The following is a 14635-nucleotide window of genomic DNA, read 5'->3' as shown; positions in this document are numbered from 1 at the left end:
ATTATTAATTTTTTTACCAAAATTTAAATTATTTATTTTTTTCTAAAAATAAATTCCTTTTCAATTGAAAATACAATCTAAAAAAACATTTTCTTTATTATATATTTCCAATGATTTATACTATATAGTATATATAATAACAACTTAAGGGGGTTTATTATGGAAAGATTTGAGAGATTAAAGTTATTTAAAGATATACAAAAAGTATCAGATAAATATAAGAATTTGCAACTTAAAGATGGTAATAAAGAAATAGAAGACAATATAAAATTAAATTCACTACTTGGATTTTATAAGGAAAAAATAGATGATATAACAAACCGTTCTAATATTTTGTTAATAAAAACTAAGGATGAATTAAAAGACAAAAATTTTAAAGATATACATAAAGTTTTAGTAGATTTAAATACTTTCTCACTTCAAAAATTTAAATCAGTAAAAGATGAAAATATAGATTCAACTACTGTTATGGCAGTAACTCATGCTACAGTTGATGAACTTAATCTTATAAATGAATCTATAAGAAATAAAGAGTATTTAAACGATAAATATACATACTTTTATATTTATGAAAAAGTTTTATTAAATGCATTCATAACATTCCTGGCTTTAAAGGAGATGGATATGAATAAAAAAACTATCTCAGACCTTTCTCAGGGTATATTTACCCAACTTCAAACATTAGCGATAATATCTATATAAAATTAAAAAAATAGGAATGTATTTAAATATATTTCTATTTTTTATATAATATTTTGTTTTCATAGGGTAATTTTGGGGTATGGTTTTTATAGAGGTGAAAAATTATTATGAACAGCATAGACAAAATATTTATAAAAGAATTTCTTTCAAAACTTGACTCAAGTACATTTGAGGTAAAACTTTGGGATGGAGAAGAATTCTTAATTGGGCAAGATGAGCCTAAGTTTAAGGTTTACTTTAATAAGCCAATTAGTAAAAAAAATTTATTAAATAGTACATCGTTGGCTTTAGGGGAAGCATACATGAAAAAAGATATTGATATTGATGGTGATTTACTACTAGTCTTAGATGCTTTATTTAGCTGTCAAAAAGAACATTTTCATACTAACTTTGCAAAATTATCAAAACTATTCCATAAAGCAGGAAATGAAAAGAATCAAAAATTAGAGGTTTGTTCTCACTATGATATAGGAAATGATTTCTATAGCCTTTGGCTAGACGATACTTTAAGTTATTCTTGTGCTTACTTCGAAAATGATGATGATACTTTATACCAAGCTCAAATGAACAAAATACATCATATTTTAAAAAAATTAGATCTATCAGAAGGTGAAACTTTACTAGATATAGGATGTGGTTGGGGATATCTTCTTATAGAAGCCGCTAAGAAATATAAAATTAAAGGAACTGGTATTACACTAAGTGAGGAACAATATAAAAGATTTAATGAAAGAATAGTAGAGGAAGGACTTCAAGACTATTTACAAGTAAAACTTATGGACTATAGAAATCTTGAAACATCTGGTATGATGTTTGATAAAATTGTAAGTGTTGGTATGTTAGAACATGTTGGTCGTGAACACTATGATTTATACTTTAAAAATGTAAATAGTGTATTAAAACCTAAAGGGTTATTCTTATTACATTATATAAGTGGTTTAGTTGAATCTCCTGGCGATGCTTGGATTAGAAAATACATATTCCCAGGTGGAGTTATTCCTTCACTACGTGAAATTATAGACTTACTTCCTAAATATAATTTTTATACATTAGATGTTGAAAGTTTAAGAAGACATTATACTAAAACTTTAGTTGAGTGGTATAAAAACTTTGATAAACAAAGAGATGTTGTAGAGGATATGTTTGATGAAGAATTCGTAAGAATGTGGGACTTATACCTTTCTTCTTGTGCTGCTTGTTTTAATAATGGAGTTATAGACCTACATCAGATCTTAATGAGCAAAGGTGTTAATAATGAAATAAGTATGACAAGAGAATATATTTATAAAGATTAAAAAATGAGTAAATTTTATTCTATAATTTTTTAAATTATATTATGAAATGTGTACATTTTTAAAAAAAAGAGACATAGTTTAAACTATGTCTCTTTTATCTTTTGTTATATTTACTTGTTTATAAATTACTTTCTTTTAAACATGTCTTCTATTTTTTGTCCAAAAGTCTTTTTCTTTTCGTGAACATCTTCTCCACATTCTTTAGCAAATTCTCTTAGTATTTCTTTTTGCTTTTCATTTAATTTCTTAGGAGTATCAACTATAACCTTAACATATTGGTCACCTCTTGAGTTACCTCTAAGTCTTGGTATACCTTTTTCTCTTAGTCTAAATACAGTTCCAGTTTGAGTTCCTTCTGGTATTGTATACTTAACTTTTCCATCTAGTGTTGGAACTTCTATTTCATCTCCTAATGCAGCTTGAACAAATGTTATTGGCATATCAAAGTATATGTCAGTTCCTTCTCTTGTAAATAATGGATGAGGTTTAACATTAACTATTATATATAAATCTCCTCTTGGTCCACCTTTAGATCCAACTTCACCTTGACCTGATAATTTTATCATTTGTCCATCATCTATACCTGCTGGTATATCAACTTCTATAGTCTTAACTTTTCTATTATATCCCTTACCGTGACACTTTGGACATGGTGATTCTATAACTTCACCTTCTCCATTACAAGCACTACAAGGTCTACTTGATGCTATATTACCAAATGGAGTTCTTTGAACAGTTCTAACTTCTCCAGTACCATTACATGTTGGACAAGTTTTCTTAGATGTTCCTGGCTTAGCTCCACTTCCATGGCATTCTTCGCACTCTTCACTTCTATTTATCTTTACAGATACTTTTTTTCCAAATGCAGATTCTTCAAAACTTATACTAACACTTTGTTTTATATCTGCTCCACGTTCTGGACCTCTTCTTCTGGCTCTACCACCGCTAAATCCACCTCCGAATATATCACCAAACATGTCACCAAATATATCTTCAAATCCACCGAATCCTTGACCACCAAATCCTCCTTGGCCACCAAATCCTCCTTGACCGTTTACACCATCATGTCCGAATTGATCGTACATTTGTCTTTTACTATCATCTGATAATACTTCGTACGCTTCATTTATTTCCTTGAATTTTTCTTCTGCTTCTTTATCACCAGGATTTCTATCTGGGTGATACTTCATAGCAAGTTTTCTATATGCTTTTTTAAGGGCTTGAGCATCGGCACTTTTATCTACACCAAGCACCTCATAATAATCTCTCTTAGCACTCATTATTTGTCACCACCTTTATTATTACAAAATAATAGCTTGTAGAATATCATACTACAAGCTATTATTATTTTTAAGTATTAGTATATAACTATCTACTTATGAAAAGATACTCTTTTCTATTATATATTAAACTATATATTTTCGTAACCTATTTTTCATCATTTACTTCTGTGAAGTCAGCATCTACAACGTTATCGTCTTGAGCACCTTGACCAGCTTCTCCACCTTGAGCCCCAGCCTCAGCTTGTGCTTGTTGATACATCATTTCAGAAACTTTATGGAATTTGTTCATAACTTCATCCATAGCTTTTCTTATTTCTTCACCTGTTGACTCTTCTTTATCTTTAACTGCCTTAAGTTCAGCTATTGCAGCTTCTATAGCACTCTTATCTTCAGCACTTACTTTGTCACCTAATTCATTTAAAGTTTTTTCTGTTTGGTATATAGTTGAATCAGCTTGGTTTAATGCTTCTATTTTATCTTTCTTTTGCTTATCAGCTTCAGCATTCATTTCAGCTTCTTTAACTTTCTTTTCTATTTCTTCTTCACTTAAATTAGTTCCAGAAGTTATAGTAACTTTTTGCTCTTTTCCAGTTCCTAAGTCTTTAGCAGTAACGTGAACTATACCGTTAGCATCTATATCGAAAGTAACTTCTATTTGAGGTATTCCTCTTGGAGCTGGTGGTATATCAGTTAATTGGAATCTACCTAAAGTAGTGTTATCATATGACATACTTCTTTCACCTTGAAGAACATGTATATCAACAGCAGTTTGGTTATCAGCAGCAGTTGAGAATACTTGTGACTTCTTAGTTGGTATTGTAGTATTTCTTTCTATTATTTTAGTCATTACGTTACCCATAGTTTCTATACCTAATGATAATGGAGTAACATCTAGAAGTAATAAATCATTAACATCTCCAGATAATACACCTGCTTGTATAGCAGCACCTGCAGCAACACATTCGTCTGGATTTAATCCTTTGTGTGGTTCTTTTCCTATGAATTTCTTAACAGCTTCTTGAACAGCTGGTATTCTTGTAGAACCACCAACTAATAATACATCATCTATATCAGAAGTTGAAAGACCTGCATCTTGTAATGCTCTTCTTGTTGGTTCCATAGTTTTTTCTACTAAATGAGCAGTTAACTCATCAAACTTAGCTCTTGATATATCCATAGTTAAGTGTTTTGGACCCTCAGCAGTAGCTGTTATGAAAGGTAAGTTTACGTTAGTTGTCATTGTTGATGATAACTCTTTTTTAGCCTTTTCAGCAGCTTCTTTTAATCTTTGAAGAGCCATATTATCATTTCTTAAGTCTACACCTTCAGCTTTTTTGAATTCTTCAGCTAAGTAGTCTATTAATACTTGGTCAAAGTCATCTCCACCTAATCTGTTGTTACCAGCAGTAGCTAAAACTTCGAAAGTTCCATCTCCTATTTCAAGAACTGAAACGTCAAATGTTCCTCCACCTAAGTCAAATACTAATATTTTTTTATCTTGGTCTAACTTATCCATACCATAAGCAAGTGCAGCAGCAGTTGGCTCATTTATTATTCTCTTAACATCAAGTCCTGCTATTCTACCTGCATCTTTTGTTGCTTGTCTTTGAGCATCTGTGAAGTATGCTGGAACTGTTATAACAGCTTCAGTTACAGGTTGCCCTAAGTAGCTTTCTGCATCTGCTTTTAATTTTTGTAAGATTATAGCTGATATTTCTTGTGGTGTATAATCTTTACCATCTATATTAACTTTGTAATCTGTTCCCATGTGAGTTTTTATTGATATTATAGTTCTATCTGCATTTGTAACAGCTTGTCTTTTTGCAGGCTCCCCTACTATTCTATCTCCGTCCTTAGTAAATGCTACTACTGATGGAGTAGTTCTCATACCTTCTGCATTAGTTATTATTTGTGGTTCTCCACCTTCTAATACCGCTACACAAGAGTTTGTTGTTCCTAAGTCAATTCCTATTATTTTTCCCATGACCAAATTCCTCCTAAATAATTTTTTATGATTTTTATTCTATATAGAATTTAGTTATTATTTATTTTATATATTTAAATATCTAAGTTCTAATTTTGCTAGAACATAAGATATATTTTAGCTAAATTCTTAAACTTTATTGCTATTTATATCAAACTAGCAAGATACTTTAACCATACTTGGTCTTAATACTTTATTTCCTAGTTTGTATCCTTTTTGAAGTACCATTACAACCTTATTTGCTTCAACTCCATCAACACTTTCTTGCATTACTGCTAAGTGTAAATTTGGATCAAAGTCTGCATTTTCAGCTTCTATTGCTTCAACTCCATACTTTGTAAGTATTCCTTGAAGTTGCTTATATACTAAGTCTATTCCTTGGTACATACTTCCTTCTTTGTCATCACAAGCTTCTAAAGCTCTTTCCATACTATCGATAACAGGTATTATATCGTTTAGTATTTTTTCATTTGCAAATAATCCTATAGTTTCTTTTTCTTCATTTGTTCTTCTTCTATAGTTTGCATATTCTGCTTGAAGTCTTTGATGCTTATCATTAAGAGCCTCTAATTCTTCTCTTAATTTATTTTCTTCTAATTTGTCATTTATATCTGTAACATTGTCTTCTACAACTTCCTCAGTCGTTTCTTCAATTTCACTTGAAGTTTCTAATTCTTCTTTTACATTTTCTTTTTCTAAATTATTTTCTTGCAATATGTTACACCCCTTAATCTATTTTTTGTTAAAAATCAAACTCATATAATTAACAATTGTATAAATCTTAGCATAGTCCATTCTTGTAGGCCCTATAAAACTTATACGCCCTACTAGATCTCTACTTATATTATAAGTTGCTGTAACTATACTACAATCTTGCGCTAACTCAAAATCATTATCACTACCAATGATTATATTAACATTATCCTTCTGTATACCTTTTGACTTAGCCATACTAGATATCATTTCCTTATGTTCTAGCATATGTAAAAATGACTTGGCCTTAAGTACATCATTAAATTCAGGATAGTTGAATATATTAGTTGCTCCACTTAGTGAAATTGATGTATCATCATTGGCATCAAAATTTAGTGCATCTATTAATTCATCTATTAACACTGCATGTTCACTTATTTCATATTTTATAAATGCTATAAGTTTTTCATCTAAATCAACTATACTTTTTCCTGATAATTTTCTAGTTAGATTGTCAGAAATTATGTTTAATTTTGATTGATCTAAATGAGTGTTAGTAGCTAAATTTACATTTTTTATATCACCTTTATCTGTAACAACTATTAATAAAATGTTGTTATCACTCATACTAACTAACTGTATGTGTTTTATAACACTTTGATTAACTAAGTTTTTAGTAACAGCTACAGTTGTATAATTAGTAATTTCTGACAATAGCTTAGAAGTCTCATGAATTAAATCTCTTATATCATTAACATTTTTATTTATACAACTCTCTATTAAAATTTTCTCTTCATCACTAAGTTCACTTTGACTCATAAGAGAATCTACATAAAGCTTGTATCCTTTCTCAGATGGAACTCTGCCTGCCGAGGTATGTGGCTGGATTAAATATCCTAATTCTTCAAGGTCAGCCATTTCATTCCTTATAGTAGCAGCACTTACACCTAAGTCATGTTTTTTTGATATAGTTCGTGAGCCTACAGCCTCAGCTGTTTCTATATAATCTTTAACTATAGCTTTGAGGATCTTTAATTTTCTTTCATTTAATTCCATCACCTTCACTCCTCGCTGTTAGCACTCACTACTTTCGAGTGCTAAAAAGATTATATATATTATATATCATTTTATTTTATTCTTGTCAACACTTTCTAATTAATTTATAAATTCAACAAATACAGAATTTGATATTTCTCGTCCTTTTTGAGTAAGATTAATACCTAATTTACTTTCTTTTATTAAGTTTTTATTTTTCAAATCCTCAATTTGCTTATTATATTTATTTTTGAATTCTATATTAAATTCTTTTTTAAAGTCTTCAAAATATATCCCTTCATTCATTCTAAGTCCCATAAATATTTTTTCTTGTATTTTATCTTCTATACTTAAATTTTCTAAATTACTTATAGGTTTTTCATTTTTTTCTATCATATTATGATACTCATCTAGATTTTCTACATTATTATATCTACTATTTCCTAGATATCCAGATGCCCCTGCACCTAACCCTATATAATGATAACACTTCCAGTATAGTATATTATGCTTACACTCAAAACCTGGCTTTGAATAGTTTGATATTTCATATTGATTGTACCCATTTTGTTTTAGGTAATTTATTGTGTGATTATACATATTTATATCTGTATCTTCATCTATAAGTTCAAATTCATTGTCTTCATACATATCATATAACTTTGTGCCCTCTTCTAATATAAGTGAATACGCTGATATATGTGATGGGTTTAATGAAATAATTTTTTCTAAGCTTTCTTTCCATTCATCAATGTTATGATTTGGAAGTGCATACATTAAATCTACATTTATATTATCAAAACCAACATCTAAAGCTTCTTTATAATTTTTCTCAAACTCTTCATATGTATGGATTCTTCCTATTTCCTTTAGTTTATTATTTTGTACTGCCTGAAGACCTATACTTAATCTGTTTACTCCACACTTTTTCATAGTTTCTAATTTTTCTCTTGTTAATGTTCCTGGATTGCACTCCATAGTTACTTCAGCATTATCCTTTATATTGAAGTTCTTATAAATATTATTAAATATTTCTTCAATTTCATTAGATGTTAGTATGCTTGGAGTTCCTCCCCCTAAAAATATACTACATATTTCTTTTTCATAATTTTCTTTTTCTATATCTTTCTTATAAAGTTCCATTTCCTTTTTTAAATCATCTATGTATCTTTTCTTTAAGTTTACATCTAATTTGTATGAATTAAAGTCACAGTAGTTACACTTACTCACACAAAATGGAATATGTATATATAATCCTAACATTTATTTTTCTCCTATTCATATATTGCTTACATTATTAAATATATTTTACTATATTATAACAATATATATGTGATAGTTGTTATCTATTTAAAAATGCTTTATTAATTTAAAATAGATAAAAGGCACCTAAATGTAAAGATGCCTTTTACTTATCTAGATTTAATTTTATAAGAATATACTAGTAAACCAATAAGTGTAACTATTATTTCTCCTAATGAAACTAAAGTCATTGTTATTAATTGATTTATTATAACAAAAAGTCCACCTAGTATAGCAACAATAGGAACAATTGGGTATAATGGAACCTTATAAGGTCTTACCATATCTGGTTTTTCTTTTCTAAGCTTAACTACTCCATAGAAAGTAAATATATAAAATACCCATATTATAAATATAGTTAGATCACTTAACAGGTTAAATTGTCCAGATAAAGCATATATACATCCAAGACCGGCTATTAACCAAATAGAGTTGTATGGAGAACCACCTTTATTTAACTTAGAAAATATTTTTGATCCTGGTAATAATCCCTCTTTTGAAAGTACATATGGTACCCTAGGTGCTGTAAGTAAATATCCATTTAGAGCACCAAATACTGATATTAGTATACCTATGGATATTAATTTTCCACCCGTATTTCCAAATATTTTTTGTGCGACAAGTGCAGCTGGAGCTACTGATGTAGCAAGTTCTGATGCTGGCGCTACCCATAAATATGCTAAGTTTATCAATATATATACAGCCATAACTATTGATAAACCTCCAACTATAGCTAGAGGTAAATTTTTTTCTGGACTTTTCATTTCACCAGCTATAGCTCCAACATTTATCCAACCATCATAAGCAAATAGTGTAGCTATTAATACTTGTCCTAAAGATCCTATGACAGTAGTTTCACCTCCTACTAATGGTATTAATATTGGGTTTCCATTTCCTTTTATAAATCCAAATATTATTATAAGTATTAAAGGTAATAACTTACAGATAGTAGATACAGTTTGTATAAATCCACCAAAAGATGATCCTACTGTATTTAGCAAAGCTATAAATATTATTATTCCTAAAGATGCTGGTAAAACTACTACCATATTTTGCGGACCATACCCCATAAGTTCTGATACCTGTTGCGAAAATATAACTGCAAGCGCTGCAATAGTACCTGGAAAATATAATACTGTTTGCATCCATCCTGTCAAGAATCCTATTTTTTCTCCATATATTTCACTGAGATAAGTCATCATTCCACCAGTTTTAGGTATGGCTGCTGATATTTCAGCTGCAGTTAATCCTGCTGTAATAGTTATAATACCACCTAATATCCATGCTATTATACCAAGACCTGGTGCACCATTAGTTGCCGTGTATATTGCTTGAGGCTTAAAAAATACTCCAGACCCTATAACCATACCAACAACTGTTGAAAGAGCTGCTGATAGTCCTATAGTACTATTAAGCTTGTCACTCATATATATCCTCCTTGTACTATTTATATTTATGATATTTTGTATACTTTGCATTTTTTAGTATTCCCAAGTTTTTATCTATTATTAGAATTTAGATACGAGGACAGGTTTTACACAATATTTTAGTTAATATGACTTATAATTAAAAAAGTCAAAGGAAAAATCCTTTGACTTTAATTATTATTCATCTAATTTTAATACTGACATAAAGGCCTTTTGAGGAACTTCTACAGATCCGATTTGTCTCATACGCTTCTTACCTTCTTTTTGCTTTTCAAGAAGTTTCTTCTTACGAGATATATCTCCTCCATAACACTTAGCTAAAACGTCTTTTCTAAGTGCACTTATAGTTTCTCTGGCAACAACTTTATTTCCAACAGCTGCTTGTATAGGAACTGCAAACTGATGTCTTGGTATTTCATTTTTTAGCTTTTCACACATAGCTTTACCTCTTGGATAAGCACGAGATTCATGTACTATAAAGCTAAGTGCATCTACTTGCTCTTTATTTATTAATATATCAAGCTTAACAAGCTTAGAAGGAGTGTATCCCTTAATTTCATAATCTAAAGATCCATATCCTCTTGTCCTAGACTTTAATGCATCAAAGAAATCGTAAACAACTTCATTTAGTGGTAAGTCATAGTGAAGCATAACTCTCTTTTCATCTATGTATTCCATATTTATCATTGTTCCACGTCTTTCTTGACAAAGCTCCATAACAGTACCGACATAATCTTTAGGGACTATTATATCACCTTTAACGATTGGCTCTTCTATCATATTTATTTCTGATGGTTCTGGTAAGTTTGTTGGATTTTGTATCATTACAACTTCCCCATCATTTTTAGTGACTCTGTATATAACAGATGGTGCTGTTGTTACTAAGTTTAAGTCATATTCTCTTTCTAATCTTTCTTGGATTATTTCCATATGAAGTAGCCCTAAGAATCCACATCTAAATCCAAATCCTAATGCAGCTGAAGTTTCAGCCTCAAATTCTAGCGCTGCATCATTTATTTGCATCTTTTCTAATGCATCTCTTACGTTTTCGTACTTTTCACCTTCACCTGGGTATATACCACAATAAACCATTGGAGTAGCTTTTTTATATCCTGGCATAGGTTCATCAGTTGGATTATTTGCATCTGTTATTGTATCACCAACTTGACAACTTCTTATATCTTTTATACTTGCAGCTATGTATCCAACATCTCCTGCAGCTAACTCATCAAGTTCTCTTTGACCAGGAGCCATAACACCAACTTCAGTTACTTCAAACTTTTTGTTAGTATTCATCATTTTTATAGTCATACCTTTTTTAACAGTTCCTTCATAAACTCTAACATACGCTACAACACCTTTATATGCATCGTAATATGAGTCAAATATTAAAGCTTTTAAAGGAGCATCTTTATCACCTTGTGGTGCTGGTACTTTTTCTACTATGGCTTCTAATACATCTTCTATATTTAGACCACTTTTAGCTGATATTAAAGGTGCATCACTTGCATCAAGTCCTATTATATCTTCTATTTCTGTTTTTATTTCATCTGGTCTAGCACTTGGAAGATCTATCTTATTTATAACTGGTAGTATTTCTAAGTCTTGATCTAATGCTAAATAAACATTAGCTAATGTTTGAGCTTCAACACCTTGTGCTGCATCTACTACTAATAATGCACCTTCACAAGCTGCTAAACTTCTTGAAACCTCATAGTTAAAGTCAACATGTCCTGGAGTATCTATAAGATTTAAATAATATTCATTTCCATCCTTAGCCTTATAAACTAATCTAATATTTTGTAACTTTATAGTGATTCCTCTTTCTCTTTCAAGATCCATATTATCTAGTAATTGATCTTTCATTTCTCTTTCACTAACAAGTCCAGTTTTTTGTATTAATCTATCTGCTAAGGTAGACTTACCATGGTCTATATGCGCTATTATACTAAAGTTTCTAGTTCTACTTTGTTTACTGTCCACCTTTATTCCTCCTTTTTAATACTTAAAAATTTTATTCTTATTTATCATAACTTTTATTTTATAATATATCCGCATTTATGTAAATAATAAGGACAAAAAATAAGACTTAAGTGCCTATAAGTCTTATTTTTTACTATATATTAAGTTGAGAGATTAGTTTTTTAGTGTTATCTGAAAGTATCCCTAACTTATCTTCTATAAATTTTTGTAAATCTTTAATATTTTCTTCTATATTATATGTATCCTCACCTAACATACTTTTGGCACTTTGATTTATTGTAAATATACATATAAATAAGTTTGCAGTCATAATCAATATAAACAGTACTTTACTTATGAATTTTCTTTTTCTTTTTTTTATTTTTTTTTGTATATTTCTTTCAACTCTACTCATACTTCAAGTCTACTTCTTTTCTTTAAAATATTCATCTAGTATATTAGCTATATATTTTACACTATTTTGAGCCTGTTCTAAGGTTGTCCCATTACTTCCTACTTCTATAAGAATATGATTATCAGCTACATACTGATTAAATTTACCATATGGTTTTTCTATTACTGGTAAAACTAAGTCTGGGTACTTTTGTTTTGCAAAATTTGTAATATCATTAGCTAGTGCTCTTACTTCTTTTACATTTGGATTTCTTTGTCCAACTACAAATAAAAACTTAGCTACTTCTTCACCATTATAATTGGCAACCATTCTATTAGTTTCTTTATCTTTTTTTGCCTTTGTATCTAATGTTCTAGCATCTCTATGTAAATCAATGGCTATATCTATGCTGTTATGTTCACTCATTATGCTATTTATAGTTTTTAAACTATTTGAATAAGATGAGTTATAATCTGGGAAATCATGATACTTTGTACTATGAACTACACCCCATCCTTTTTTGTTTAATTCTTCTGTTAAAAGACTCCCAACAGATACTATCGACTTATTATTATCTTGACATCTATAATTATTTTCTGGATAATCTGAATAACTTTCGGATGCATGAGAATGATATATCATCATTGTTGGTTTTTCTCTTGTTATTCTTATATTATTTGTGTAATTTAATGCTACTTCATTTGAAGTCTCTTTGCTTCCTTCTTCATCACTATTATTTTCTTCCTTTATAGTAGGTATATTTTCTTCTCCTATAAAGAACTCTATATATTCTTCATCTTTACTAGTACTTTCTTTTTTTTCGTCTTCTTTTACTTCTTCTTTAGCCTCTGGATATGATGAGTTCACTAAGAATTTTAGAAAATCATCTTTACTTATGGCATATGAGACTGTTGGTAAAATACAAATTAACACACATGACATGATAAATGTCTTAATGCGTTTATTAAACATATTTTCTCCTCCTTACTTGGTTATCCTTCCCGGATGAAGAGACCTATTTAAGCCCTCGCTTATTATTATAGATAGGTTTTCTATTGTTTCGTCTATGTCTTTTGGTGTAACTATAAGATTTTTATCATATGGTTCTAATGATTCTTTAATAAGATGATACTTTTCTTCTTCTTTAAGCTTTTTTAACATATTATAGAAATTATCTGCATTCTCTGATTGATTTATAAGATTGTCTATTGCCAAATCTAATACATCACTAGTTAATGTTGCTGCATCTACTACTGTTGGAACTCCAATCGCTATAACATCTATACCTAGATATTCTTTATTTAAAGCTTTTCTTTTATTTCCGACTCCCCCTCCAGGAGATATCCCTGCTGTTGATATTTGAATAGTTTGATTTACTCTTTCCATTTTTCTAGATGCTAATGCATCTATTGCAATAACTCTGTCTGGTTTTATTCTATCTACTAATGACTTTACAGTTTCACTTGTTTCTATACCAGTAAGTCCCATTACCCCAGGGCTTAGAGCTGATACTTCTGTAAAATCATCATCATAATCCTTATTATAATTTTTAAATATATGTCTTGTTACTAAAGTCTTAGAAACTGACTTAGGACCTAAAGCATCTGATGTTATATTCCAATTTCCTAACCCTATAACTAATGTTTTTTTAGTTTTGTCAGTACCTAATATATCTACAAGTTCATCTTTTAAGTATGTTATAACCTCTTCTCTTGATTCATCATCATCAAATTTCATTAGATTACTTTCTAAGGTTACATATTTTCCTATTCCTTTATTCATTATTTCTGCGCCTTGTTCATTTATAATCTCAACTATTGTTACTGTTGCATTGTCTAATTCCTTTTTATCTAATTTAACTCCAGGTATTTCTTTTGGTTCTTGACTTTCCTGAACTACTTCACTTGCTTCTAGTGCTAAATCTGTTCTTATATTAATCATACTAAACCTCCAGGTGTAATTTAAATGATACTTATAATTGTTGACAGTTTTTAGTATTTTAAAACCAAATCATATTTAAAAAGTTTAAATTTATAAATCTTTGAATATTTAATTTGGATGTTGTAAATTATTTTTATATAGGTTATAATCTAAAAAGTCAAAACAAAAAGATATTATAAACTTATAAATAATTATCCTTGATTTTTAGATTTATTTCTGTTAAAATCTAATATGTTGACGATGAATAAGATAATAAAGTAAACGAGGGGGTGAACCACGGTGGCAAACATAAAATCAGCTAAGAAGAGAATAAAAGTTATCGAAAAGAAAACTGCTTTAAATAGAGCTAGAAAATCTCAAGTTAAAACTGCAATAAGAAGATTCGAAGAAGCTGTTACTGCAGGAAACAGAGAGGAAGCTACTCAAAGATTCCAATTCGCTCAAAAGAAGATACAACAAGTAGCTTCAAAAGGAACTATACACAAGAACGCTGCAGCTAGAAAAGTTGCTAAGTTAGCTCAAAAGTTAAACGGAATGAACGCTTAATTAACCGTTTAAGTATAGATTTAAACCCTTGATTTATTTCAAGGGTTTTTTGTTTTGCTCAAAATTCAAAA

Annotated in this window: 13 protein-coding genes; 3 read left to right on the top strand and 10 right to left on the bottom strand. The window is 29.5% G+C overall.

Annotated features, from left to right (window positions below):
* Positions 1–159: 159 nt before the first annotated feature.
* Together I2H23_RS00570 and I2H23_RS00565 are read left to right on the top strand one after the other, a co-directional pair.
* Positions 160–702: a hypothetical protein gene (locus I2H23_RS00570; protein ID WP_092927156.1), complete on the top strand. Its 543-nt coding sequence runs from the start codon at positions 160–162 to the stop codon at positions 700–702.
* Positions 703–809: 107 nt separating this feature from the next.
* On the top strand, positions 810–1997 hold the full coding sequence (locus I2H23_RS00565) for an SAM-dependent methyltransferase (protein ID WP_195580855.1): 1188 nt from the start codon (positions 810–812) through the stop codon (positions 1995–1997).
* A gap of 125 nt (positions 1998–2122) precedes the next feature.
* Here I2H23_RS00565 and dnaJ read toward each other — a convergent pair whose 3' ends face one another.
* The 10 genes from dnaJ to gpr form a co-directional block, all read right to left on the bottom strand.
* Positions 2123–3277, bottom strand: coding sequence for a molecular chaperone DnaJ (gene dnaJ, locus I2H23_RS00560; protein WP_195580854.1), 1155 nt, complete (start codon positions 3275–3277; stop codon positions 2123–2125).
* A 148-nt stretch (positions 3278–3425) separates the two neighbouring features.
* Positions 3426–5264 (bottom strand): molecular chaperone DnaK, encoded by a 1839-nt coding sequence (gene dnaK / locus I2H23_RS00555; protein WP_195580853.1) that lies wholly within the window; start codon positions 5262–5264, stop codon positions 3426–3428.
* 156 nt (positions 5265–5420) lie between these two features.
* Positions 5421–5978 carry a nucleotide exchange factor GrpE gene (gene grpE / locus I2H23_RS00550; protein WP_207741676.1) on the bottom strand — a complete coding sequence of 186 codons (558 nt, stop codon included), beginning with the start codon at positions 5976–5978 and terminating at the stop codon, positions 5421–5423.
* Positions 5979–5996: 18 nt separating this feature from the next.
* Positions 5997–7013 (bottom strand): heat-inducible transcriptional repressor HrcA, encoded by a 1017-nt coding sequence (gene hrcA / locus I2H23_RS00545; protein WP_195580852.1) that lies wholly within the window; start codon positions 7011–7013, stop codon positions 5997–5999.
* Between the two features lie 99 nt (positions 7014–7112).
* Positions 7113–8255 carry a radical SAM family heme chaperone HemW gene (hemW, locus tag I2H23_RS00540; protein WP_195580851.1) on the bottom strand — a complete coding sequence of 381 codons (1143 nt, stop codon included), beginning with the start codon at positions 8253–8255 and terminating at the stop codon, positions 7113–7115.
* A gap of 149 nt (positions 8256–8404) precedes the next feature.
* Positions 8405–9721, bottom strand: a complete 1317-nt coding sequence (locus I2H23_RS00535; protein ID WP_195580850.1) for an APC family permease — start codon at positions 9719–9721, stop codon at positions 8405–8407.
* 177 nt (positions 9722–9898) lie between these two features.
* Complete coding sequence (lepA, locus tag I2H23_RS00530; RefSeq protein WP_166504910.1) at positions 9899–11704, bottom strand: translation elongation factor 4; 1806 nt, start codon at positions 11702–11704, stop codon at positions 9899–9901.
* Between the two features lie 133 nt (positions 11705–11837).
* Positions 11838–12098 (bottom strand): hypothetical protein, encoded by a 261-nt coding sequence (locus I2H23_RS00525; protein WP_195580849.1) that lies wholly within the window; start codon positions 12096–12098, stop codon positions 11838–11840.
* A gap of 9 nt (positions 12099–12107) precedes the next feature.
* The gene (spoIIP, locus tag I2H23_RS00520; protein ID WP_195580848.1) at positions 12108–13049 is read right to left on the bottom strand and encodes a stage II sporulation protein P; all 942 of its coding nucleotides are present in this window, start codon (positions 13047–13049) and stop codon (positions 12108–12110) included.
* 12 nt (positions 13050–13061) lie between these two features.
* On the bottom strand, positions 13062–14018 hold the full coding sequence (gene gpr, locus I2H23_RS00515) for a GPR endopeptidase (RefSeq protein ID WP_195580847.1): 957 nt from the start codon (positions 14016–14018) through the stop codon (positions 13062–13064).
* Positions 14019–14297: 279 nt separating this feature from the next.
* Between gpr and rpsT the strand changes: the two genes are divergently transcribed.
* Complete coding sequence (rpsT, locus tag I2H23_RS00510; protein ID WP_092927179.1) at positions 14298–14564, top strand: 30S ribosomal protein S20; 267 nt, start codon at positions 14298–14300, stop codon at positions 14562–14564.
* Positions 14565–14635: the final 71 nt, after the last annotated feature.

This window comes from Romboutsia sp. BSD2780061687b_171204_C1 (assembly GCF_015560225.1).
Lineage (GTDB): Bacteria > Bacillota > Clostridia > Peptostreptococcales > Peptostreptococcaceae > Romboutsia_C > Romboutsia_C hominis.
The sequence above is the reverse complement of the archived record's forward strand: the minus strand, read 5'-3'. Positions and strand labels throughout refer to the sequence as shown.

Bases quoted from the DNA above. Each gene is read 5' to 3' on its own strand.
- hemW (WP_195580851.1), bottom strand. From the start codon at position 8,255: ATGTTAGGATTATATATACATATTCCATTTTGTGTGAGTAAGTGTAAC.
- I2H23_RS00525 (WP_195580849.1), bottom strand. From the start codon at position 12,098: ATGAGTAGAGTTGAAAGAAATATACAAAAAAAAATAAAAAAAAGAAAA.
- spoIIP (WP_195580848.1), bottom strand. From the start codon at position 13,049: ATGTTTAATAAACGCATTAAGACATTTATCATGTCATGTGTGTTAATT.
- gpr (WP_195580847.1), bottom strand. From the start codon at position 14,018: ATGATTAATATAAGAACAGATTTAGCACTAGAAGCAAGTGAAGTAGTT.
- I2H23_RS00535 (WP_195580850.1), bottom strand. From the start codon at position 9,721: ATGAGTGACAAGCTTAATAGTACTATAGGACTATCAGCAGCTCTTTCA.
- I2H23_RS00570 (WP_092927156.1), top strand. From the start codon at position 160: ATGGAAAGATTTGAGAGATTAAAGTTATTTAAAGATATACAAAAAGTA.
- hrcA (WP_195580852.1), bottom strand. From the start codon at position 7,013: ATGGAATTAAATGAAAGAAAATTAAAGATCCTCAAAGCTATAGTTAAA.
- I2H23_RS00565 (WP_195580855.1), top strand. From the start codon at position 810: ATGAACAGCATAGACAAAATATTTATAAAAGAATTTCTTTCAAAACTT.
- dnaK (WP_195580853.1), bottom strand. From the start codon at position 5,264: ATGGGAAAAATAATAGGAATTGACTTAGGAACAACAAACTCTTGTGTA.
- dnaJ (WP_195580854.1), bottom strand. From the start codon at position 3,277: ATGAGTGCTAAGAGAGATTATTATGAGGTGCTTGGTGTAGATAAAAGT.